General features: G+C 57.3%; 24 protein-coding genes. 10 read left to right on the forward strand and 14 right to left on the reverse strand.

Annotated elements, in window-relative coordinates:
* Nucleotides 1–152: 152 nt before the first annotated feature.
* Nucleotides 153–281: a hypothetical protein gene (locus AMS69_RS21080; protein WP_274378003.1), complete on the reverse strand. Its 129-nt coding sequence runs from the start codon at nucleotides 279–281 to the stop codon at nucleotides 153–155.
* 1,230 nt (nucleotides 282–1,511) lie between these two features.
* Here AMS69_RS21080 and AMS69_RS21270 point away from each other — a divergent pair.
* Nucleotides 1,512–1,790: a DUF7576 family protein gene (locus tag AMS69_RS21270; protein WP_077067775.1), complete on the forward strand. Its 279-nt coding sequence runs from the start codon at nucleotides 1,512–1,514 to the stop codon at nucleotides 1,788–1,790.
* 84 nt (nucleotides 1,791–1,874) lie between these two features.
* Here the strand turns inward: AMS69_RS21270 and rdfA are convergent, their stop codons facing one another.
* Together rdfA and AMS69_RS09420 are read right to left on the reverse strand one after the other, a co-directional pair.
* Nucleotides 1,875–2,489 carry a rod-determining factor RdfA gene (gene rdfA / locus AMS69_RS09415; RefSeq protein ID WP_053967794.1) on the reverse strand — a complete coding sequence of 205 codons (615 nt, stop codon included), beginning with the start codon at nucleotides 2,487–2,489 and terminating at the stop codon, nucleotides 1,875–1,877.
* 116 nt (nucleotides 2,490–2,605) lie between these two features.
* Nucleotides 2,606–3,502: a universal stress protein gene (locus tag AMS69_RS09420; protein ID WP_053967795.1), complete on the reverse strand. Its 897-nt coding sequence runs from the start codon at nucleotides 3,500–3,502 to the stop codon at nucleotides 2,606–2,608.
* Between the two features lie 355 nt (nucleotides 3,503–3,857).
* On the opposite strand from AMS69_RS09420, the gene AMS69_RS09425 reads away from it, so the two are divergent.
* From AMS69_RS09425 to AMS69_RS20605, 4 genes are all read left to right on the forward strand, one after another.
* Nucleotides 3,858–4,148, forward strand: coding sequence for a DUF211 domain-containing protein (locus tag AMS69_RS09425; RefSeq protein ID WP_053967796.1), 291 nt, complete (start codon nucleotides 3,858–3,860; stop codon nucleotides 4,146–4,148).
* 6 nt (nucleotides 4,149–4,154) lie between these two features.
* A complete protein-coding gene (locus AMS69_RS09430; protein WP_053967797.1) occupies nucleotides 4,155–4,736 on the forward strand; it encodes a VIT1/CCC1 transporter family protein in 582 nt (193 codons plus the stop codon).
* A gap of 75 nt (nucleotides 4,737–4,811) precedes the next feature.
* Nucleotides 4,812–5,201: a DoxX family protein gene (locus AMS69_RS09435; RefSeq protein WP_053967798.1), complete on the forward strand. Its 390-nt coding sequence runs from the start codon at nucleotides 4,812–4,814 to the stop codon at nucleotides 5,199–5,201.
* Between the two features lie 121 nt (nucleotides 5,202–5,322).
* A complete protein-coding gene (locus AMS69_RS20605) occupies nucleotides 5,323–5,478 on the forward strand; it encodes a hypothetical protein (protein ID WP_170084207.1) in 156 nt (51 codons plus the stop codon).
* A gap of 141 nt (nucleotides 5,479–5,619) precedes the next feature.
* Here the strand turns inward: AMS69_RS20605 and AMS69_RS09440 are convergent, their stop codons facing one another.
* The 3 genes from AMS69_RS09440 to AMS69_RS09450 all read right to left on the reverse strand — a co-directional run bounded on the left by AMS69_RS09440 (nucleotide 5,620) and on the right by AMS69_RS09450 (nucleotide 8,796).
* On the reverse strand, nucleotides 5,620–5,943 hold the full coding sequence (locus tag AMS69_RS09440) for a hypothetical protein (protein WP_053967799.1): 324 nt from the start codon (nucleotides 5,941–5,943) through the stop codon (nucleotides 5,620–5,622).
* A 205-nt stretch (nucleotides 5,944–6,148) separates the two neighbouring features.
* Nucleotides 6,149–7,513, reverse strand: coding sequence for a bifunctional metallophosphatase/5'-nucleotidase (locus AMS69_RS09445; RefSeq protein WP_053967800.1), 1,365 nt, complete (start codon nucleotides 7,511–7,513; stop codon nucleotides 6,149–6,151).
* Nucleotides 7,514–7,689: 176 nt separating this feature from the next.
* Nucleotides 7,690–8,796: a tubulin/FtsZ family protein gene (locus AMS69_RS09450; RefSeq protein WP_053967801.1), complete on the reverse strand. Its 1,107-nt coding sequence runs from the start codon at nucleotides 8,794–8,796 to the stop codon at nucleotides 7,690–7,692.
* Between the two features lie 419 nt (nucleotides 8,797–9,215).
* On the opposite strand from AMS69_RS09450, the gene AMS69_RS09455 reads away from it, so the two are divergent.
* Nucleotides 9,216–9,725 carry a universal stress protein gene (locus tag AMS69_RS09455; protein ID WP_053967802.1) on the forward strand — a complete coding sequence of 170 codons (510 nt, stop codon included), beginning with the start codon at nucleotides 9,216–9,218 and terminating at the stop codon, nucleotides 9,723–9,725.
* Between the two features lie 594 nt (nucleotides 9,726–10,319).
* Here AMS69_RS09455 and phnE (AMS69_RS09460) read toward each other — a convergent pair.
* The 4 genes from phnE (AMS69_RS09460) to phnD are packed head-to-tail and all read right to left on the reverse strand — an operon-like array spanning nucleotide 10,320 to nucleotide 13,944.
* Nucleotides 10,320–11,114: a phosphonate ABC transporter, permease protein PhnE gene (gene phnE, locus AMS69_RS09460; protein WP_053967803.1), complete on the reverse strand. Its 795-nt coding sequence runs from the start codon at nucleotides 11,112–11,114 to the stop codon at nucleotides 10,320–10,322.
* A complete protein-coding gene (gene phnE / locus AMS69_RS09465) occupies nucleotides 11,114–11,929 on the reverse strand; it encodes a phosphonate ABC transporter, permease protein PhnE (RefSeq protein ID WP_053967804.1) in 816 nt (271 codons plus the stop codon). Before phnE (AMS69_RS09465) ends, phnE (AMS69_RS09460) begins: the two co-directional genes overlap by 1 nt.
* 5 nt (nucleotides 11,930–11,934) lie before the next feature.
* On the reverse strand, nucleotides 11,935–12,750 hold the full coding sequence (phnC, locus tag AMS69_RS09470) for a phosphonate ABC transporter ATP-binding protein (RefSeq protein ID WP_053967805.1): 816 nt from the start codon (nucleotides 12,748–12,750) through the stop codon (nucleotides 11,935–11,937).
* 15 nt (nucleotides 12,751–12,765) lie between these two features.
* Complete coding sequence (phnD, locus tag AMS69_RS09475; RefSeq protein WP_202904530.1) at nucleotides 12,766–13,944, reverse strand: phosphate/phosphite/phosphonate ABC transporter substrate-binding protein; 1,179 nt, start codon at nucleotides 13,942–13,944, stop codon at nucleotides 12,766–12,768.
* A 300-nt stretch (nucleotides 13,945–14,244) separates the two neighbouring features.
* Here phnD and AMS69_RS09480 point away from each other — a divergent pair, with 300 nt between their 5' ends.
* Nucleotides 14,245–15,546 (forward strand): MgtC/SapB family protein, encoded by a 1,302-nt coding sequence (locus AMS69_RS09480; protein WP_202904531.1) that lies wholly within the window; start codon nucleotides 14,245–14,247, stop codon nucleotides 15,544–15,546.
* Nucleotides 15,547–15,667: 121 nt separating this feature from the next.
* Nucleotides 15,668–16,459, forward strand: a complete 792-nt coding sequence (locus AMS69_RS09485) for an HAD-IIA family hydrolase (protein WP_053967806.1) — start codon at nucleotides 15,668–15,670, stop codon at nucleotides 16,457–16,459.
* Between the two features lie 51 nt (nucleotides 16,460–16,510).
* Here the strand turns inward: AMS69_RS09485 and AMS69_RS09490 are convergent, their stop codons facing one another.
* The 3 genes from AMS69_RS09490 to AMS69_RS20140 form a co-directional block, all read right to left on the reverse strand.
* Nucleotides 16,511–17,455 carry a glycerophosphodiester phosphodiesterase gene (locus tag AMS69_RS09490; protein ID WP_238378368.1) on the reverse strand — a complete coding sequence of 315 codons (945 nt, stop codon included), beginning with the start codon at nucleotides 17,453–17,455 and terminating at the stop codon, nucleotides 16,511–16,513.
* 83 nt (nucleotides 17,456–17,538) lie between these two features.
* Nucleotides 17,539–17,676 (reverse strand): hypothetical protein, encoded by a 138-nt coding sequence (locus AMS69_RS20135; protein ID WP_155119945.1) that lies wholly within the window; start codon nucleotides 17,674–17,676, stop codon nucleotides 17,539–17,541.
* Between the two features lie 123 nt (nucleotides 17,677–17,799).
* A complete protein-coding gene (locus AMS69_RS20140) occupies nucleotides 17,800–17,967 on the reverse strand; it encodes a hypothetical protein (RefSeq protein WP_155119946.1) in 168 nt (55 codons plus the stop codon).
* A 114-nt stretch (nucleotides 17,968–18,081) separates the two neighbouring features.
* Here AMS69_RS20140 and AMS69_RS09495 point away from each other — a divergent pair, with 114 nt between their 5' ends.
* Together AMS69_RS09495 and AMS69_RS09500 are read left to right on the forward strand one after the other, a co-directional pair.
* Entirely contained in the window at nucleotides 18,082–19,251 is a 1,170-nt protein-coding gene (locus AMS69_RS09495) for a thiolase C-terminal domain-containing protein (protein WP_053967808.1), read from the forward strand.
* The gene (locus AMS69_RS09500; RefSeq protein WP_053967809.1) at nucleotides 19,248–19,679 is read left to right on the forward strand and encodes a Zn-ribbon domain-containing OB-fold protein; all 432 of its coding nucleotides are present in this window, start codon (nucleotides 19,248–19,250) and stop codon (nucleotides 19,677–19,679) included. The genes AMS69_RS09495 and AMS69_RS09500 overlap by 4 nt, the downstream gene beginning before the upstream one ends.
* Before the next feature lie 1,585 nt (nucleotides 19,680–21,264).
* Here AMS69_RS09500 and AMS69_RS09505 read toward each other — a convergent pair.
* Complete coding sequence (locus AMS69_RS09505; RefSeq protein WP_053967810.1) at nucleotides 21,265–21,663, reverse strand: ACT domain-containing protein; 399 nt, start codon at nucleotides 21,661–21,663, stop codon at nucleotides 21,265–21,267.
* Nucleotides 21,664–22,518 lie beyond the last annotated feature (855 nt).

The raw sequence follows: 22,518 nt of genomic DNA on the forward strand, positions 1-22,518 counted from the left end.
AGACGCCACTCAATTATGGCCCATACGAAACTCTCTGCTGCCTCGAAGCCGTAACTCCGGAACAGACCGCCGCTAGCGAACTCCACATCTTCCTTGCTGGCCATGTACGCCCCCAGACAGGCCCAACGGCGGATGTCGGCTACGAACCAGTATCAGTCGTTTGCGACTGTTTTGGTTGCGCTGCCGTCACTGGTGCGTAGCTTGCTGTCTTCTTCGGGTCTCGGTACGTCTGTTGGTAACTCTTCGTACAGGATCCCCTTGCTGTCGTTGTAGTATGTCATGCCATCTCATGGCTCGTGGACACACCTAAACCCATCCCTTATGTTATATCATTGAATATTAACACTCAGGGGAAATTTATATATCAAACAATCCAGCAGAACGGCAAAATAGTGTATCTGTGTGGCGAATCCGGATAGAACCGGGGCACTCAAACTATTTCTGGGACGAATACATGGGAAACCAGTCCTATTTCGTGAATTGTGATTATTTGATTATCTTCTATACAGGTTATAATATGAATATCTTGCAGTATCTTCGACAGGATCGTATATTTGAGGTCTGTAACAGCCGAAATCCAAACAGGAATCTCAGATATTGGGGTACTGCGATGTCATGCATTCCTCTTCACAGAAAAAATGCTCTGTTATCTCTCCGTCTGAGTCTCGTATCGTTAGACCGCTGTACCTCATCTGTTCGCTGATCACCTGCCCACAGTAGTCGCAACGGTAGGTCGGTGACCCACCAACCAAGACTCGGGTCGACTTGTTTGTGACAATCAGTTCGGCAGTGGTTGTGTTGCCGCTGACTTCCATAGCGCGGCGACCGGTTGCTAGCGACTTTTCTGCGTCAGTTTGTCCATTCATCGTTCGTATCGATTCGTTGTTGACGGACTCGTCCCATCGACTGATCCACACTACTCCACAGTCGCGATAATCGACTCACCGACGTTTTCCACCGATGCGGGGGTTCTGCCCGGACTGCGATGGTCTACGCGGGGTACAGAGCAGGCGGTGTAAAAAACGTATAACCGGTCGCTACGGCGATTGCTGCCATCGCTTTCCGGGACGCTTCTCTCGTCGGGAAACCCGGCTCCATGTACCAACATAACAAATTATTGTATTTAACCATTTGGTTAGTTCCTCTCAACCCATCCACTGAGATGTGGCCGTCTGCAAACCCGGATACTTGCTGGGTGTGAACGTCACTCACATAATTATTAAGTGTACATCCAGTGAAATTGCGCCTATGAATCCGGGCGTCGACTGTACGGCTTGGAAAGCAAGCCCGCTGTCCCGGCACTTGATCGGTACGGATCGTTCTACATCCGGTTTTACATTTTTCAAATTTTAAACTGACGTAGACCACCACAGTGCGGGCAAACGCCCGCACACAGGTGGAAAACGTCAGTTCTGGCTGGTCTCCAGAGCACCGGCCAACGGCATCGGGTCGCGATGACCCATCACACGACGCGCTGTGACACAAACTACAAATCCACACTCAGCACCATCATGAACGCACAAAACACGCAGGAGTATCGTAGCCAACAACCAGCGGACATCGCAAACGCAGACCAGGCCCGGAATGCCGCCCCCGAGAGTGTCGAGAGCCAATCTATCAGGGTCGTCATTAGCTCGATTGCAACGCGCCACTGCGACCACTGCGGAGCACCGATCGGAGAAAACGTCCAGTATCGAAACGTCACTACCAGAGATAGGGCTGGTAACGTCACGGAATACGCGTTCTGTAGCGTCGACTGTAAGTCCGCCCGGTTCCCGAGGCTCGACTGATTACTTTCTGTCGCGGGACTCCGTCCGCTTACAGACCCGCTGTCTGAGCTCCCAGCGTTCCTGCGCCTGGCTGGGCAGAAACCCTCATGCGGACTGGCAGTCGCAGCCACTCTGTTCCAGAAACGCGACAACATCGTAGCTACGCCCACAGTCCTCACACAGCACCTGTAGTTCGTTGATGATGTTGAAATCGCCTGCCGAGATGGCGTCGTTCTTTTCTAGACTCTCGATAGTTTGCCTCGTTACAGCGGTCGTTCGCCCCCGGAGGCGCTGTACTCTGTCGATGGCACGTTCCTTCCGTTCTGCGGGTGTCTGCTCAGGTCTGGCCGCGCCCCGGTCGTTCTTGAGATAGCGATACACCGTCTGGTGGGAGATAAAATCAGCCATCACAGATTCGATATCGACTCCACTCTGTTCGAGGCGGGAGCGTATGAGTGGGGCGTCGGCGTCGTCTTCACTGAGTGACTGATAGACCTGTTGGATATCGCCACTCAATGTCGGGGCGTCAACCCCTTCGATAGCGGTTTCGAGCACTGATTGATTGAAATAATCCGCAAGGTCGCGGGTGCTTTGTTCCTCTCCATCGTCACCAACCCATCGGCTCTCGAGTTCTGCACCCATCCCGACAAGACCGTACTTCTGAATCACGGCATCGACCTTGCTCGTTCCTCCACCGGACTGTGGGTCGTCTGTGGTCATGATTCGATTTACGTGGTACCCATAGTTACTAAACACTCCCGCATATCCAGAGGCCCACCGAGGTCCCGCGCACGCAGAGACCTACCAGACCCGTACTCCGGGATATGCTGGCAGATTCACAAATTGACCTCCTCATCTGATCCAGCGTCAGGCTCGCGAACCCACGTCACTGGAACTGGGGATGTCCGAATGATTTTGGCGCTGACACCACCCATAGCGTACCTGCTGAAATCAGTCTGTCCGTGCGTCCCCATAACCGCGAGATCGATCTGGTGCTCGTCGATGTAGGCACGAATCTCCTTCGACGGGGTCCCATGTTCGATGGCGGTGGTGATCGAATCAAGCGACGTTTCCTCGACTCTCTCGGTCGCCTCAGCTATAATTTCGTTCGCCCGTTCAGTCAACTCCCCTTCTTTCAGGACAGAGCGTGCATCGAGCCCGAGACCGCCGGTCTCGACAACGTGGAGCAGATGGAGTGTTGCCCCCGTCGCGTTCGCAACAGCAATCCCCTGTGTCACTGCGAGCTCCGCGCCACGGCTGCCATCTGTCGGGACGAGGACGTGCTTCGGCGGATACACGAGTGACCGATCTCTTCCGGGGTTGATCGCAACGACGGGAACCGTCGCCGTGTTGATGACCCGTTCGGTGACGCTTCCGAGGAGGATTCGTTTGATGCCACGTTGTCCGTGTGTCGGCATGACGATGCAGTCAATGTCGGACTGTTCGCTGTAGTCAAGTATCGTCTTGTGCGGGTCTCCCTGGAGGACCGTCGAGACGACTGGAACGCCCTCATCCTTCGCATACTGTGCGGCTTCCGCCACAATGCGCTCTCCTTCTGTTTCGAGAACGTCGATGACCTCTCCACGGATCGTGGTGACACTGTCTCGGCCAGTGTCGGCGACGTTGAGGATATGTATGGTCGCCTCGTGTTCGGCTGCGATCTGTAGCGCGTATTCAAGGGCCGATTCTGCGGCGTCGCTCCCGTCAGTCGGGAACAGGATGGTGTCGTACATACTGGGAGTCGCTTGGTTGAATCTCGGTCAGCTATCTGGGCAACGGAGGGCGTCGCGGGGTGATTGAAGCCGGGGCTCTATTTGCACCCGTCCGTGACTGTGGCTTCTGAGCCGCTGCTGTGTCAGCGTCCGCGCAGCAAACTGGCCGGCTCGGTGTCGTTGCAGATGCATGGTACTCCAGAGACGCTGTTCGACGACCTACACAGTGAGATCTAATAACATCTCGCCTGCGGAAGGTTCTTGCCAGCTTTGGATACTGGATGTACAGTATCGCCGTCAGGTACTCGATAGGAGTGGTGCGGTGACAGGGTGGTGTTGGCACACATTTTTACTATCCCCCCTCACGTGTTGAGATATGGCAGCAGTCCGACGCCTTGTAATCGATGTCCTGAAACCACACGACCCACCGCTACTGACGTTCACCGACCAACTGGCCGAAATTGCGGGGGTCGATGGAGTAACATCGTCTCTGATTGAACTGGATCAGGAAGTGCAAAATGTCAAGGTCACGTTCGAAGGCGACGATCTGGATTTCGAGGCAATCGATGAAACGATCGAACACCTCGGCGGGTCAGTGCACTCTGTGGACCAGGTTGCCTGTGGTGACGCTGTTGTCACGGATCGACGGACGTTACAGGATGGCTGATGCGCTGTGGCGTCCATTCGACAATTCTTCAGGCGACTGCTCGGAAAGGAAGACGTTCTTGCTATCTCCCGTCGGTACTTCATTTCGAACGGCTTTGACGGGACGCTCACGAGCATTGGCATCATCGTCGGCGCTGTCCTCTCTGGGGTCCCTGATGGATACACTGTGATCAAAATCGGACTGGGCGCGGCAGTTGGACTCGGGACCTCTGCGGTCTGGAGCGTGTGGGAAATCGAACGTGCCGAAACCCGGGCCGAAATCAGACGTATCGAGCAAGCGATGCTCACGGATCTTGATGATACCCGCGTGCAGCGGAACCAGCGCGGTGCCCGATTCGTCCATGCCATTATGAGCGGCCTCGGCCCCCTTGTCGGGATTCTGATTCCGCTGACTCCGTTCCTTGTCGCAGGAACTGTCGTCACAATGGCAGAGGCGGCACTCATTGCGGTTGGCCTCGGTGTCGGTGTCTTGGGTGCGTTCGGAGCCTACATGGGTTCGATTTCGGGCCAGCAGTGGTACGTTGCCGCCGCGCGAATGGGCCTCGCCGGCGTAGTCGTGGCCGTTCTCAATCTCTTTCTCCCCGGATGAGAGACAGCGACTCTGTTTGCTCACTGGAGTACAAATCCCAACTTGCTTTCCACTGGCTGCCATACGAGATCGTAGATGCGTGTAGGCTTGCGGCAGTTCAAACGGCCGTTGCGCTACGTGATGGCGATCCTGTATATTGTTGCTGGGATACTGCATTTCGTCGTCCCAGAACTATACGTCCAGATCGTGCCGCCGGTCTTGCCAGCGCCGCTTGCGCTGGTGTATCTGTCCGGCGTCGCTGAGATCGGTGTCGGGGCTGGCCTGCTGGTACCACGGACGCGCGCATACGCTGCATGGGCGACAATCGCATTGCTCGTCGCGATCTTCCCTGCAAACGTCTACATGGCGGTCTCTATGGTCACTATCGACGGCACTGGCGGCGGCCAGCCGTCTGCACTGGTCCGCTGGGCACGGTTACCGCTTCAGGGCGTGTTGATTCTCTGGGCGTACTGGTACACCGACTGAGCGTGGCGACAGGCTCTCGTCCAACCACGACGAGTTCGCCACGATACCTGAGTTGAATGAGTAGTTGGACCACGTCTCCTGACTGAACGTTTTATTAGGAAGAAGTGGGAGACGTAGCACAATGGTCCTTGAATTCCTCCTCCCCGGCCTGCTCGGATTCGTGTTCGTAATGATTGCAGCCTATGCCGGCTCACTTCGGGCACTGGAAGTCTACTTCGACTCGGAGCAAGACAGTATCTTCCTCTCGGATGACTACGAACCGCCAGGTGAGCAGTAGCCCCGCGGAATCAGCCACCGAATCGAGGCCTGTGCTGAAAGCTGGAGACAGCTGTTCCGACGCGCTGCTTCGTGGCAGGCCTGTGTTCAGGCGCTCTGTCGCGGAACCCGATTTAGGCGCAGCGGTCAATAGTGTCTGTACTCACACCATTTTCTGCCAGGCCGGGCTCGCTTCAAGTTCTTGCATCGCTGTGCGGAGCTCTGACTGAATCGCCCCATAATATCGCTTTCGACCAACTGGTGTCTCGATGCGGATAATGGCGGTTTCGCTCGTCACCTCAAACAGCGACAGGGACCACTGTCCGGCCTGATAGGACCAGTCGCCGAGTGCTATCGTTTGCTCGTCCTGAATAGAGCGTGTACCTAATTCCCAACTCTGGCGTGTCAAATGAGAGAGGGTGAACGGCACAACATCGGGAAGCGTGGCAGCACAGCCACTTTCACACCGGTTGTTATCTACCGCCATGGTGCGAAATCCGGAATCGATCAGTAAAAACGTATCTACTTTCCCGGCTCAAATCTGACGCGACGTGGAGTACTCAGTGTCGCGCAAACTGCTGTCCATTCCCAAATAGACACTTACGCTACTCATCAGCGAATAGCAGTTCACTTTGAGCGGCCATTCAACGTCGTTTTGGGCCATATACAGAGACATTCCTCGCCTGAGCCGATCAGCATTCTCGGAGCCGGCCATCCACTTGGACAGTGAGGCCTTCTTGGCGAGCGTAGTCTGCAACCGTCTTGAACGGGGGTCCGAATGAATCGACAGTTGTCTCGCGCGGAATCGGCCAGTCATCGCTGTAGACGACGTACGAGCTGGTGGCAATCCTGTACTCGCGACCGGCCTCGATAGGCTGGTCGTTGACAGCCACACTCACTAGCCGTCCAGCCTCGGTGTCGTATTCGACGGTCATCCCGCTGATGTCGCCATGCCAGAGCCGTCCGTCATCGCGGTGCGGACGGAAGGCCGCATCAAGGAGAGTTCGTAGCTGGTCACCCGAGACGTGGAGGGCCTCCACCTTGCCGCGGAAAGGGTTTACGCTGGCCATCTCGCCAGCCGTGACCTCGCCGGACAGAGGTCGCCCCTCTCGAAGGCCGCCATTATGGACAAAGGCGACATCGGCATCAGCCGCCCAGCGATAGGCGTCGGCCACGAGGTTGCCAACACGACTCTCGCCGCGGGTACGCCGGTCGATATCCCGATAGATCGGGTCATCGACAGTGGCGACAGTCTCCAGCAGGTCGACATCGGCCAGCTGCTCGCGGGTCGTGTCGGCCATAGACTCGTCGATAGGTCCCTCGGCTGTCGAGTGTCGAGTGGCCATCGGCGGGCGATTCCCGTCGAACAGTTCGACTTCCCAGACCACTTGCCCGTTCGCTCCGGGGCGGACAACCAGTGTTCCGTCGACGATCTCGTGGCGTTCCCTGTGGACGTGGCCCCCGAGGACTACGTCGACGCCGTCGACGGCCGCAACGGCGGTCTCGAAGTCACTCCGCAAGTGTGCGAGCACCACGAACTGATCGACAGTCTGACTGAGTTCACTGAGTGCTGTCCGCACGCTCTCGACAGGACTGGTCACGGTCAGCTCTGACGCGCCGGTGGGAGCAATACGGGGAGTTGCAGGATCGATTACCCCGACGAATCCGACCAGTTGCCCATCTCGGTGTAGGACTGTCGTTCCGTCTAACTCAGCGATGCCAGGACTACACCCGCTCTCACTGTCGCCGTCAGTCACGTTCGCGACGATCCACTCCTGTGGACTCTCCGAGATGACGTCTAGAATGGGAGCAGTCCCGAAGTCGAAATCGTGGTTTCCTACCGTCTCCACATCGGTACTCACTGCCCGGAAAAACGGTAGCGCTTGACGGCCTTCGCAGTAATGAGCGAGAACACCCGGGGCAGTGTTGTCGCCGGTACCAGCGACGACTGTGTCCTCTCCGTGGATCGACTGGATCGTTCCGGCGAGCTGACCCATCCGAACGGGGTCGTCACAGGCGTTCTCAATGTCAGAGTAATGGACCAACCGGACTGACATCGCTCAAAGCTGATTCCAGCGACGCATGGAAATCAATTTCGCTTGTGACTTCTCGGCAGTGAGCTGACGTTCTGGGCCGCCTCGGCGAGACCGTTCCCGTTGCTGGGCGAGATCAACTGCCCCAAAGCAAAGTAGCCTCGACCGGGGCGTCCGCCAGTTGTTCCAGTCAGAGGTCTCTATGTTGACTGATCGGCTAGCTCTTTGAGCTCCACCAGCCGCGGCAGTTCTGTAACGCCGCTAAGTACGACTAAAACCGACAACGTGTTTCGGTCGGGTGTCGGCATGTCGCCACTCCGGACCTCCGGCGACTGGAGTTCCTCGGTAAGCCATCGCCGCCCGTCGGTAACGGCATCCCGAATCAGCCACGCGGGCGGCCCAGCAAACACAGCCAGGGCTCTATCGGCGGACGCCAGCTCGCACTGTGTCGTTAGTTTGCCACGCACCGCTCGGCGAAGTGTCGTCTCGACGGCGTTGTATGCCTCTATCTCGTCAACGTCGTCCGAGCTGTCACCGAGAAAACGGTTCTTGAGCTGGTCTATAACTGTCCCGGCCCCGCTCCCACTGTCCGCCTGCAGGTCCTGACTGGCGTAGCCAAGCGTTGTGAAACCAGAGTCTGAAACGGTATTGATAATCTCGCTAGCGTCAACGACACTCTGACCGACAGTGTCGGATCCCGTCGCTTCACCTGCGGCGAATAGCGCCCCGAGCCGCGCCACAACTGTTTCGTTCAGTGTCTCGGAGGCCTCATCGACCGTCTGGCCGCTCCCGAGCCACGCTTGGTTGTCGAACAGTATCTGTCCGTCGACGGTCGATTCCAGCGCCCGGAGTGCCTGCATCGTGTTCGCGGCTGCGTCGTCGTCGCTGCCGGCGGGTAACACCGATAAACAGTAGAGTGGGGTCGAGTAAACCGCTCTGAGCGCGTCGGCAATGTGGGCTGTGGCGCCGCTGCCAGTCCCGCCTGCAAGCCCGGCCACGAGGACGATGGCGTCGATATCACTCGTTATCAGTTCGTCTATCGCCCGGCGAACTTCGCGCCGTTCGTCTTCGATGGCGGCGATAGCGCTCGCTCGGTCCCCGTTCGTTCCGGTCCCAGTTGTTTCGGAGAGCCCGAAGGCATGTCGCCGGTCGGCCGGGAGTCTTTCCAGTTCGCCGAGCGCTTCGGTGTCCGTGTCGAAGGCACAGGCTGCGCCGAGATACGGCGCTTCGCGGCGTTCGCTGTCCTGCCACAGTCGCTCAACGATTCGGCCACCGGCACCACCGATACCAACTGCCGCGACTCGCATACGTCCCGTTTCGTGTCGTCTACTATTAATAATCCGACTCAGTGCGATACCACCACCGGTATTGCTACGAGAAGAGTTACGGCAGAAGCTACGAAGGTGCTTCAGTAGCGCCCCACAGAAGTAATATTTGAGCGCAGTACTATCACCTACTGTCGGAACAGAGGCCTGTCACACGACAAGCGCTGAAGAGGACCGTGGCTCACGAGCTTGCCAATGAACCAGCCGACTCTCTGTCTGTCATCGTTTCAGGCGGGTCGATAGGTGGCCTGTTTACCGGCATTGCTCTCGAAAATTATAGGCTCCGCTCTGTGTGCGGTCCTCTCGGTTCTCAAAGGGCTGGCTCGTAGAGTCTGGTGTTGGTTTCCCGCTGTGTAAGAATGGATGGGGTGTTACTTGCCTGCTTGTCTGGTAGTCAGTATATGACTCTCGTTGTGCCGTTTGACGGCTCCGAATTAGCAGAGGCAGCACTCGTCCGGGCAACGGAGTTCGGCAACGTCTTCGAAGAGGACGTGCTGGCCGTCAGTGTCGTCCGGAACGGGAATGCAGAGTACGCTCGGGAACACGACTGGATCGGGCCGAACGAAGGATTCGACTTGGAGAGCGTTGTCAGCTCACTGCACGAGCAGGTGATAGAACTGTGTCCGAGTTCCGATTTCCGACATACAGTCGTGGATCGGTACGCACCGGCCGGGTCGGTGGCGAAAGCCATCCGCAAGATGGCCAAGAGAGAAGACGCGTCAATGGTCTTTATCGGGAGTGAAAACGCCGGCCACCTCGTCACGAGTATCAGCAGTGTCGGCGGATCGATTGCCTCGGACGACGCTTACGACGTCGTCATCGTTCGCAATTGCAATCCGTCCAAAATCGCTAAACTCAAGAATACGTCCCCACACAGGCAGTCGAAATCCGATTTTTATCTCCCGGAATAGGGAACGATGCCGGCCGCACAGTATCCCGGAACCGACAGAAGGAAGGCTGATATCACAACTATTTTTGTTACCAACTGTATATCGTTAGGTGGGTTCTGGTCCTCGCTCCATTTCCCCTTGAATCCAATCCAGTTCATCGATTGGCCCGAGTCCAGAACCTGTCGTCGTGGATGACGACTTCGAATGGTGCGTGCACGCCACTCCCCCCGGCTGCCCACCATTCATTTGCTGACGACTACTGAGTCGCTGTTGTCCCATGTAGCACCTTTGTGGATATTCACCTGTCGACACGCCGCTTCCTCCAGTAGCGGAGTGGCTACCGGCCAGTGTGTTGGCACTCGTTGTTCGTGCGTTCTAACCGGCGTACTATATCGTTAAATCGGCCGGTCATCCACGCCACTCTCGTCGTACATTCACGCGGCGCTGTAGTCGTCGATGGCGACTCGTAAAACGGAGAAGGGGAAAACCAGGTTGGCAGACACTGGCGTTGGCCCCACTGGCTATATATACTCCAGTAGTATAAGCTTTTTGATATTTCAGTTATAGTATTATCTAATAGTGTAGCGAATAATAGGCGACGCGGGAGGCGAACGCCTACATTACTTTTTTGCGCAGATAGGCTGAGATGGCTTCACTGATGAGCACAAGGCCCAGAATCGAGATGAGTATCGTCAGGACTGCTTCCCAATTGAAGTAATTGATCTCTGTTTGAAGCGGGACGCCGATCCCGCCTGCACCGACGAACCCGATGATCGTCGACGCTCTGACGTTGATATCCCATCGAAGCGTCGCGACGCTGATGAACGCCGGCTTGATCTGTGGAACGATACTGTAGATGAGCACATCAACGGACGATGCCCCAGCCGCTGTGATCGCTTCGACGGACCCGCGGTCGATCTCCTCGATGGCCTCTGCGATTAGCTTTGCAGTGAACCCGATCGACCTGATCGAAATCGCAAGTACGCCAGCGAGGGCCCCCGGACCGAAGATAACCACGAAGATCAGCGCCCAGATGATGACGTTGACCGAACGGGTAAACGAGATGATGAACTTACCCAGCAGGTACGCCGGCTTGTTGGGCGTCGTGTTGCTGGCACCGAGGAACGCGACCGGAATCGCCATTACGATAGCCAGCGCCGTGCCGAGGATCGAGATGTTGATGGTCTCGAGGAGCGGCCCGACAATCTTCCGGGAGTATCCCACATTGGGAGGATACATCCGGCCGAAGAGGTCGGCCAGCTCACGCGGGGCAGTCACGGCATAGCCGTAATTCACTTCCATGGCTCGCCAGGCTGCGACGAGGATGACAAGGCCAGCCAGCAGCCCAAAGAACCGGAGCAATCGCTCACGACGATCGAACCGACTCCAGGAATCAGTGCTGTTTGACATTATTGGATCCGCCTCCGGACGAGAGCGCTGACACCTTCACCGACCATGACGATCGCGACGATGACGGCGATAATCGCCATACTGAATTGGTAGTCGTACTTATCGAAGGAGTTCAGCAGCGTGATCCCGATACCACCTGCTCCGACAATCCCAACGACAGTGCTGTGACGCAGGTTGATATCCAGGCGGTAGATCGACAGCCCGACAATCCGGGGCATTACCTGTGGGAGAACGCCATAGACATACGTCTGGATAGGCGTCCCGCCAACGGCAGTGATCGCCTCCATCTGCCCACGGTCGATATCTTCGATCTCCTCTGCGAGGAGTTTCGCGAAGAATCCGATCGTTTTGAACGCGAGTGCTAGGACACCAGCGAGCGGACCGAACCCGACCGCTTTGACCATGATGATCGCAACGATAAGCTCGTGCAGCGAGCGCGTGACGGCGACAATGCTGCGACCGACGTAGTAGACCGGCTTCGGCGAGAGGTTGTTGGAAGACATGACAGCGACCGGCACGCTGACGATGATGCCCATTGTCGTGGCGACAATCGTCATCACAATGCTCTCGAGGATACCCTGTATGAGGAGTTCCCGTTGCGACGGCGTGTACGCTGGTGGGAGCATGCTCGAGACGAGCTCGACACCGGCTCCGATCCCTCGCAGAAATCGGCTGGGGGAAATCCGGAGGTTCCAGAAGCTATACGCGAAGAACAACAAGATAAGCCCGTAGATGAGATACTTGACTTTCTTGTTGTAGAAGACTGTGGGTCGCTCCCAGGATCCTTCAACGGCCGATCCAGATTCAGCAGCCATATTGATTAGTCACCTCGCTCGGCAATGACGTCGTCAGAGTCGGTGCTGCTACTGGCACTCGGCGCTTCGCGGTCCGCAATGGATTCACCGCCGCGATAGATTTCGTCTCTGGCCGCCTGATCCAGATCGTCGGGCGGGCCGTTAAAGACGATTTCACCGTCACTGAGACCGATGATCCGGTCCGCGTAGTCGACCGCTAGATCGACTTCGTGGATGTTGATGATGATCGGGATATCGTCTTCATGAGCGATGTCCGTCAGGAGGCTCATGACCTCCCGGGAGGTGTCGGGGTCCAGCGCACTCGTCGGTTCGTCAGCGAGCAGGATTTTCGGCCGCTGAATGACGGCACGGGCGATACCCACGCGCTGTCGCTGGCCACCAGAGAGCTCATCTGCACGGTTGTTCTCGACGCCCTCCAGATTCACGCGACTGAGAATCTCACGTGCGCGCCTGATGTCTTCCGGTGGGAAGTTCCGCCGGAACGCGTTCCACGTGCTGAGATAGCCCAGGCGGCCGGAGAGTATGTTCTCCATGACCGTGAGGCGCTCTACGAGATTGAACTCCTGGAAGATCATGCCCATGTCGCGACGGACATCGCGCAGGGCTGATTTGTCCAGGCCAGTCACCTCTGTATCGTCGAGTGAGACACGCCCACCAGTTGGCTCGGTCAGTCTGTTGATACTACGAACGAGTGTGCTTTTCCCGGCCCCGCTCGGCCCGATGATTGCAACAATCTCGTTTCCACTGACTTCGAATGAGACACCTTTGAGTGCTTTATCACCGGAGTCGTACGTTTTTTCCAAATTATCTACAGTGAGCATTATTCGAGTCTCTTCTTAGCCTTCGATGTTATCGGTGTTGTACTTGATCTCGTTATTCTCCTGAATCTGGAGGATGATATCGTAGACTGTGGCGTAATCGATCTCCGTCCACTTTCCGCGACCTCCGAAGACCTCCGCGATCTTGGTGTCCGAGTAGTCGTAATCGAGGAACGCCGCTCTGATCCCTTCCTGAATTTCTGGTTTCAGGTTGTAGCGGTAACAGAAGCTCGTTGTGGGGAACGGATTGCTGGCCCACACAACTTTGAGATTCGTCGGATCGATGTTATCCGCTTCGGCAACACGCGTGACACAGGTGCTACAAACGGGGGCAGCATCGTAGTCGTCGTTTGCCACTCCGAGGATGCTCTGTTCGTGCCCGCCAGAGTAACTCACTTCGTAGTCGTCGCCCGGAGTGACGCCCTGGTTCGAGAACAGCGCACGCGGAGCGAGGTTCCCGGAGTTGGACGACGGCTCAGCGTGTGCGACACGCTTGCCCTTGAGGTCTTCCAGCGAGGAGATGTCGTCGTTGTCTGCCTGAGTGGCGAGCCACAGCCGATATCCGAAGTCGCCCTCCTTCGAGATCTGGAGCGAGAACGGGACAGCTCCGGCCAGATTCACAGCGAACGGCGTTGGCCCGGTGGAGAATCCGGCGACGTGGAGGCGTTCGGATCGCATCGCCTCAATCTGGGACGCGTACGAGTTGAGGGGGAAGTACTTGACCGATTTCCCCGTTTCCTCGGCGATGTTGTCCATCAGCGGCTGCATGGTATCCCGATAGACTGCCGGGTCCTCTGTCGGCGTCATCGCAAACGCGATGCGATCCGGGTCAATCAGCTCGTCTTCATTGTCGGGCGTACTCTGGACCGGGTTACCGTAGCGAGGCTTCTCGCGCTCCTGCATGTTCTTCAGGTCCTGCAGGGACCCCGTCTCGAACCCGGCCTCAATGAGCGTCTGCATCAGCTGCGGGAACTCCGGGTTCGCCGGATCGAACTCGGGGTAGCTGTTACTCTGTCCGGAACTACCGTCGCCACTACTGGACCCATCACTGCCATCAGAGCCGTCTCCGCCAGATGTCTCGGTGCTTTGACTACTCTCCTGAGAACAGCCTGCAACGCCCGCTGCGAGCGCAGTAGCGCCAATTTTCAACACAGATCGTCGGTCAACTGGGTTCTGTTTCATTGTCGACGCAGACATATGCGAAATCTGGGTTAAAAAGTATTTATATTTAATTTTGACAAAACGCTGTCGCCTTTGAAACGAGTTGTTGGCCCTATCTGACGTAGAATCAAAAATCAGTATCAAAACAGAAGGTATGACAGTTATTAGGTACTAACCGCTGGTCGAGAGCTGCTTTCGATCTTCACAGAGACCATATCGATATTCAGGCCAGCCTCAAGGCCAACACCTATTACCCATCAGTATATTTGTCTCCATATAGAATATAGTAGTATATAGACTATATAAAAATGACGGAACCACCGCTTGAAAGCTAAGATGACTGTAATGAGTGCAATCGCGAATACGGCTGTTTTCGGAGGTATAGAGGGGATAACTGTCGATCCTGAGATACTCCACCTTTTCATCGCAGGTGCGCTGGGGATGCTGCTCGGGCTCGAACGAGAGTGGGCTAACAAGTCAGCAGGCATCCGCACGTTTACCCTGACGAGCCTGGTCGGGGCTGCGGCAATGTCGCTAAACGAGACGATTCTACTGGCTTCTGGCGGCGCTCTGGTTCTCGTACAGGGAGGGTTACTCGGAGTCCGGGGTATAGTCGCACAGTGGACTGGCGACGATAGTGAGCTAGACTCTGGCCTGTCCCTGACAACGTCGACCTCACTCCTTGTCGCGTACGCGGTCGGGATTTTGGTTGGTGCCAATCACGTCCTGATCGGCGTCATCATTGGGATAACCTCGTCGTTCCTGCTGGTCCTTCGGAGGGAGCTTCACGAGTTTGCGAACCAGTTATCGCGAGAGGAAGTACGCAGCGCCGGTGAGTTTGCGATCATCTCATTTGTCGTGTATCCGCTCCTGCCCGGCGGAACGTACGGGCCGTGGGATGCGATCGATCCGAAACTGGTCTGGATGCTCGTGATCGCAGTCAGTGGGATCGGGTTTGTCAACTACATCGTGATGCAACGATACGGCAGCAAGGGGATCGCTGTCACCGGCTTCTTCGGTGGTTTGGTGAACTCCACGGCCGTGATCGGTGAAATCGCGGGCCGTGCAAAGAACAACGTGGGAATCACAGAGCTTGCAGTGGGAACGATACTGATAGCTGATGCGGCGATGGCGGTCCGGAATTTAGCGATCATCGTTGCGTTCGTCCCCGAGTCGGCTGTCAGCGTTGGACTCCCCCTCGGCCTGATCGCCATCAGCGGCGTTGGACTCGCATATTACGATAGCAACTGGGAGGGCGATCTGGAATTGGATTTCGACTCGCCATTTAGTAGCGCGAATGCGCTGAAATTCGGGTTACTCTTCCTTGCCGTCTTGATTCTCACCGCTGGCGCACAGCGTATCTTCGGAACAGCTGGCTTCCTGATTACGAGCTTCCTCAGCGGCATCGTCTCGAGCGGCACGACGACAACGACTGCGGTGACGCTGACATCGACTGGGCAGATATCGCCGGCGGTCGCGGCACAGGGTGTGCTGGCCGGAACCCTCTCCAGTATCCTCGTGAAGATCGGGTTTGCAACGAGTATCAACCGCTCACTGCTAGCGCCGGTGGTCCGAAAGTCGCTCTACCTGTCGTTGATCGGAATCGGTGGTGTGGTTATCAGCCTCCAAGTGATATGAACCGGCATAGCTATCGGAATGGTGCGAGGGCCGCCGCGGTCCCCGCGGCGAAGGAATCGCCTGTGAACTCGTCAGCAGCAGCTTTTGCGATGCGTTACTGTTCGAAACGGAGGACCTCTATATGACGTACACCAGTGCCATTATCGATCTCGACGGAACAGTATACCGAGGGGAGTCGTTAGTTGAAAACGCCGCTGAAGGGATACAAACGGTGCGTAATGCGGGGCTTTCGACCCTGTTCGTTACGAACAAGCCGATTGATCGCCGAGAGACATACTGTGAGAAGCTGAACGCGCTGGGCATTGAGTGCAGCAGTGATGACATAATCACGTCCGCCACGGCAGCAGCAGACTATCTATCCGCGCAGTATCCGGAGCGTGAGATCTACGTTATCGGCGAGGACGCCCTGGTCGCGGAGTTGCGCGCCGCTGGATTGAAGACGACGACTGACCCAGAGCGAGCAGGCACCGTGATCGCATCGCTCGATTTCGGGTTTGATTACGAGACGCTACAGGATGCGCTAATCGCACTCACTGAGAACGACGCGCTCTTCGTTGCGACCAACCCGGATCGAACGTGTCCTGTAGATGACGGTGAGATTCCCGATGCTGCAGGGATGATCGGAGCGATAGAGGGAGTGACTGGGCAGGAGTTGGACCAGCTGATTGGGAAGCCGTCCAACGTAATCCTGCAGATGGCGCTCGAACGGGTCGGTGGAAAGCCCGACCGTTGCCTCATGATCGGTGACCGGCTTGAGACAGACATCAGAATGGGAAATCAGGCTGGAATGGAGACGGTCCTGCCACTCACTGGCGTTACCAGCACCGCGGACTTAGCCGACAGTGAGGTGCGTGCTGACCACGTCGTGGCCGACCTTTCAGAGCTGGCAGCGATTGTAGCGAACGGGCGATAGGGTGGGAACAACGAGCGGTTAGCTGTCCCCACTGCGCCTCTGCCTCAGATATCAATCGAGCACGCCGGGGTAGTCAGCGATGATTCCGTCGACACCGGCCTCGACCAGTTTCTCCGCCTGATGCCAGGTCGTTATCGTGTACGGGATTACCTTCCGCCCCTCCTCGTGGGCAGTCTCGACCAGATCAATCTCGGCAAAGCCAGGGTCTTCGAGGTAATAATCTTCGTTGAAGAAGGGCGTGTTCATAATCATATTGTATGGGGGCTGGATGTACTCCGCGTCCAGATCACGGACGACAGACAGACCCTCCTCGATGGAGTCCCAGAGCAGGTACGCGATCGGAATATCGGCATTCGCGTTTCTGACGGACGCCAGTGCAGCCTTCTGGAACGACTGAACAATAAAATCGTTCTCGTGAGTGGAGAGCACGTCAAGCGCCTGTTCGGTAAACGGGTCCCAGGTCTCAACGGACGATTCTGACGCGTCATCGTCGGGAGAGACTCCAGCGGCCTTCCACTCGATGTTGAGCGGGATGCTGTCCGGAGTGGCTTCGACGAACTCGTCTAGACGGGGGATCGTCTCCCCGCTGTCGCGGATTTCGGCGTCTAGAACGGTCTGCACATCGGTCTCCCAGACGTACCCGGATTCGTCTGTCAGGTCGTCCAGCTTATCATCGTGGAATACAACGATTTCGAAGTCCTCGCCCTTCCAGGGTTTCCCGCCTGCAGGGACGAGGTCACACTCCATCATGTCGGTGTCGTATCCCTGACCGCTACGACCGCCGTACGCTGCCTGTTGGACAGCAGCAATGGTGTTTTGCGGATACAGACCGCGATAGCCACGGTGTGCAGCAAGGATCGGTGTGGAAGCGATAGGCGGCTCGGTGCTGTCGTGATCGTTTTCTCTGCCAGCGGCAGTGCCCACGATGGACCCCACAGCGGCGGCAGACGCACTCTTCAGCACAGTTCGACGGCAAATGTCTGGTATTCGAACCATTCCGTGGTCTATTACCTACACAATCTATATATAACTATTGTTTGCTAATATCGATATATATGAGTCTGGAGTTCCGAGTCATTTTACCCTTCCCAGTAGGCGTATCTGTAGCTCAGTCGGAGCTGACCGAACGTCAACAGCCTGACGGCGACAAGCGGGACGACGGAGTTCGCTGGGGCGGACCCACACTCGTAGAACTGGACGGGGTCCGGGAGAGGCATAGATGGTTGCGTACCGGTACGACCGTGCGATGTAGACACGTACCGAAATGACATACAGCTGTGGCTATTCGACGGTCTTCGCTCAGTCAGCGTGATCGATTACTCAGTACGGGGACGTAGCTGTCAGGGCCACGTATCAGAAAGCAGCGCCATCAGGAAAACAGTCGTTCCCAGAGCACCGAACATCAGTCCTACAGTCGGATACGGAAAGACTCCGTCGAAGAATATGACCAGAAACAATCCGACAAGTGTCATCTGCACGCCGAGAAGCTCCGCCTCTGTCGTCTCCATATCGCTCGTTCTCTACCAGCCGTTAAAAACGGTTGTGTGGTTCGACGGCAAACAGTTCTGGTACCGTAAAAATGTGAACTGTTAACTAACAACGTTGAGATATGGGAGGCACGGATGCCACAGCCAGTCATTGCATCGGTCGGTGCCTCACCGCTCGGCCGCACGGACCTCCCGGGCCGCGACCTGTTCTCGGTCGCTCTCGCGGAGGCGTTCGACGAACTGCCCGACCCTGCCGACATCGTCGAGGCGGTGTACGTCGGCAACCAATCGGAGAGTTACGAACACCAGATCATGTACGGGACGCTGCTGGCGGAGTGGGCCGGCCTTCGGTATATCCCCGCCGAGCGGGTCGAAGGGTGTGCCGCCGCGGGCGCGCTCGCGCTGCGCCACGCAGTCAAGGATGTCCGCAACGGTGAGCACGAGGCCGTGCTCGCCTGCGGTGTCGAAAAGATGACGTCCGCGGGCACAAGCGGCGCGACGGACGCGCTGTCGGCGGCGTTCGACCGCGCCACCGAGCAGCGCTCCGGAATCACCGCACCCAGCCAGTACGCACTGCTTGGCCAGCGCTACCTCCACGAGACCGACGCCACGGAACGGGACCTTGCCGAGATCGCGGTGAAGAACCACGCCAACGCCGCTCACAACCCTCGGGCGCAGTTCCCGAAGGAGATCGACGTGGCGACTGTGCTGGAATCGGACCCGGTTGCCCCGCCGCTGAAGCTCTACGATTGTGCGCCGGTCGGCGACGGTGCCGCCGCTGTTCTCGTGACGACCGCCGAACGAGCGGCAGACCTCGACCGGCCGCAGGTGCGCGTTGCGGGCAGCGGGGCCGCTGCGAACAACATCGCGGTCGCCGAGCGGAACATGACCGATATCGCGGGCGCTCGCATTGCTGCCGAGACGGCCTACGAGGAGGCAGGCATCGACGCCGCGGCTGTCGACATCGCAGAGGTTCACGACGCGTTCACCGTCTGCGAGGCGCTCCTCGCGGAAGCTGCCGGCTTCGCGCCCGCAGGCACGGGCTATCAGAGCTATCAGCCGCCGGCGGAGCGGGCTGACGGCTGGACGGACGTACAGTTGAGTCCGAGCGGCGGGCTGAAGGCTCGCGGCCACCCCATCGGTGCGACTGGACTCCTGCAGGCGCTCGAAGCCTACGAGCAGCTCACCGGAGCCGCAGGTGACCGAGCAGTCGAAGGGGCCGAGACGGCCCTGTTGCTCAACGAGGGTGGCGTCGCTGACGCTGTCACCGTCGGTCACGTGCTCACGACGGCGGAGGCACAATGAGTGACGACGACCTCGACGCGACTGACCCGCGGACACTGCCGGGGTTCTTCGACGCCCTTGCAGACGGGGAGCTATTGGGCGGGGTCTGTGCGGACTGTGGACAGGTGCTGTTGCCGCCGCGGCCGGCTTGCTACGCCTGCGGCAGCCGCGCCGTCGATGTCGAACCGCAGGCACCCGAGGGCCAGATCTTCTCGTACACGGCGGTTCACACGCCACCGCCGGCATTCGCGGAAGACGCACCATACACGGTCGCCGTCGTGGAACTCGCGGACGGTGGCCGCCTCCTCGGACGCGTCGCCGCCGACTATACCGATGTCTCCATCGGTGACCCGGTCGAACTCACGGTGCGCGAGCCGACGGCTACAGAGAGAGAGGTAGCGCTCGACTACGAAACCGACTGGCCGGTTCACGTCTTCAAGCCGCGGTGAGAGCAGGTCCACCAGATGACAGCAAGACGGTGGCGGCCACCGTAGCCAGCCCTACTTGACCCAGGAACGGTGACTGGGACAATGGACGCGCTGAGACGAGGCACGGAACCACGAGGTATAAATTATCGTCCCGTCGCATCAGTTTCACGCCAGCATCCCGGGAATTTTGAGACGGTAAGCGTACGCCGTTGGAGGATCCCCTCGCCAAACCATCCGAAGTCGAGAACAGCTTCGAAGGACAATCGTTGACGGTGACATGCCGCACCTGTGTCGGCTGACGGACCGTTCGAAACATCGCCGTACGTGAGGTCAAACAAGCCTGATTCTCCCTGCCAGTTCCCGTGCATAATCGCCGCTGACCTGAGAAGTTCATCGAAACCCAGTAATAGCGCCTCGTTGACGGTGGTCGTCATGACGACGATCTCAGTGGCCGACGGTCAGTCACCCGCTGCCTCCTGATAGCTAGACAGTGAGTTTCTAGCAGTTATCTAGAGAACAGACTGTCAATACAGTCCACAAGTATTTTAATACTAATCATATAATGATTGGTTGGGTTCTGGTCCCCGCTCCACTTCCCTCTGGATCGCCCCCAATTCATCGACTGGCTCGGGTCCAGAACCCGTTGTCGTGGATGACGACTTCCAATGGTGTGTTGCACGCTGCTGCCCCCTGGCACCACACCATATCCCCCACACTGTTGTTGCCTGATCGGTAGTGGCTGTGCAGGCGTGTCAGTGTCTACCTGGATTTATTAGTAAGTGGTCCAGAACTCGGCAGGCAGCGAGGAATATAACACGTGGTTCTCCGCATTCGACTCAGAACTACGTTGATTCCGTGCCCTGTCTACTCCCCTTGATTCGGCCGTTCTATCGACTCTGTCGGTGCTAAACTCTGTCGTCGACACCAATGATGCCCGCTGGCTCAGTGCATCCCGGTGCTACCACCCTCAGCAACTGACCGCTCCGTTGATGTACATGGTGGGGACAGGGTTGTGCGACGTACAAGTGAGGGCACCGATAGAAACACCGGAATTGTGGCAGGCTGGCTGGTATCCGAGAGTGATTGACTCATGCTATTTGATACCATGTATCAACAAAGTCTATTTGTCAGGCGGTTATTGCACTCGAATGGGTTCTGGTCCCCGCTTCAATCACCCCTGATTGCTGGTCGTCTGGTAGGGTTTCTCGGGTCCGGAACCCAGCCGTGCCTCTGACATAGCAGCACGGTGGGCCACAATTGCCCATTGTGGGCCACCATTTTCCCTCCAAACGAGCGGGCAAGGGCCTGTCGCACTACTCCGCTTGCATAGTACTGTTGTCCCGTTGAACACCGTCGGTAAAATGGAGTCGCAGCGTTTTGCAAACGTCTCTACACAGGACTGGACCAGCTATGTCCCAGCGTCAGTCAGCGTATATACGCTGGTGCAGGCGTTGAGGCCGTCATCGGTCCCCTCTCTGCCATCGGCTCGGTGGCGGATTCCTGTGTGGCCGGGACGTTTGTATCTGGTCCGTAGGATCACTAAGGGTCGTCATTTCCCGCTTTCTGCGTGTCTTTGGCAAGCGTTCAGCACTTCGCTAGATACGCTTCAACAGGTGGCCTGTCGTGTTTGAACCCTACACCCCAGGTCGTCAAGCGTCTGAAGCGCCGTTTCGAGGTCCGACTGTTTGACTAGTACGTGGTCCGTCGAATACGCCGAGACGACGAACACAGAGACGTCGGCGTCGGCCAGGGCCGACGCAACCACTGCGAGGAACCCGACCAGTTCGAACGGGAGTTCCACATCGAAGGTCAGTCGCTTCCAGCCACGTTCCACGGAAGCGGCCTCATCCACGGTTGTGCTGGTCTGGTCGACGATGACGGTGGTCTCTGTCTCGTCCTGCACCATCGCGAACGCGTCCGGGTCTGGGTGGGCCGTCCGGCAGACGGCATACACCTCGTCAGCAACAGTGACCGTGGCGTCTTCTAGAAAGTCAGCCGGTTCCATCTCGTCGTCCTTGGTTCCTCTCCCACTAGTAGTGGTCGGTGTTCTCTGCGCGGCTGTGTCTTCTCTCCACTCCTCGCAGTGATGCTAACAGCACTGACAGCCGGTGCCAGCGCCAGCTTCGGGGTTCGACGAGTTTCGCTACTGCTACCGGTACCAGCACTTGCGGCCGCTGTCCCCCTGGGGCTGTATGCTTTTGCCCGGGACACATTTGTCTGAGGAAGGCGACGGTACCGTTGGCACTCGAAGACTGACGTTGAAGTACTCAACGAGTAACGTTCTCCGGCCCAACTCGCCATGCGAAGCTACCTATGCCTGCCAAATCTGCGTAATTCTCTGGGTGTGCAATGAGCTATCCGGACTACTGCCACACGTGATCGTATTAGGTAAAAACCTCACCGCACTGAAATAGTGCGTGCCGCGTGTGTGGTCCAATCAGTTACGCCACTCGTTGATGAGTGTCGGTATGATGACGCCAACGCCGAGTAGCACAGCGAAATGAATCCATTGACTGTCAGTAACAGTTGTTGTACCGAATACCGCCACGAGAGCGAGTATAATAAAGACCGCTGTGATCTTGGTCTCTGTACTGACAAAGTTCGTTGAACTACTGGAGGGCGGTTCTGACATCTGGTCAATGTTTGACCGCAGTATAAAAATGTCTTACCCAGAGTATCAGACCCGGCAACTGCCCCGGACCGACCAGTATAAGAGGCGCACCCGCCTAAAAATGGGGCTCCACACACGGCCCGGAGCTTACAAAAAGCAATCAGCGATTCGGGTATGTAATTCTGAAAGGTCGACATAGTGCGGCGTCAATCCGCACACTAACTGATTAGGGAGTGACTGATGTAACAG

The organism is Haloarcula rubripromontorii (assembly GCF_001280425.1).
GTDB classification, from domain to species: domain Archaea; phylum Halobacteriota; class Halobacteria; order Halobacteriales; family Haloarculaceae; genus Haloarcula; species Haloarcula rubripromontorii.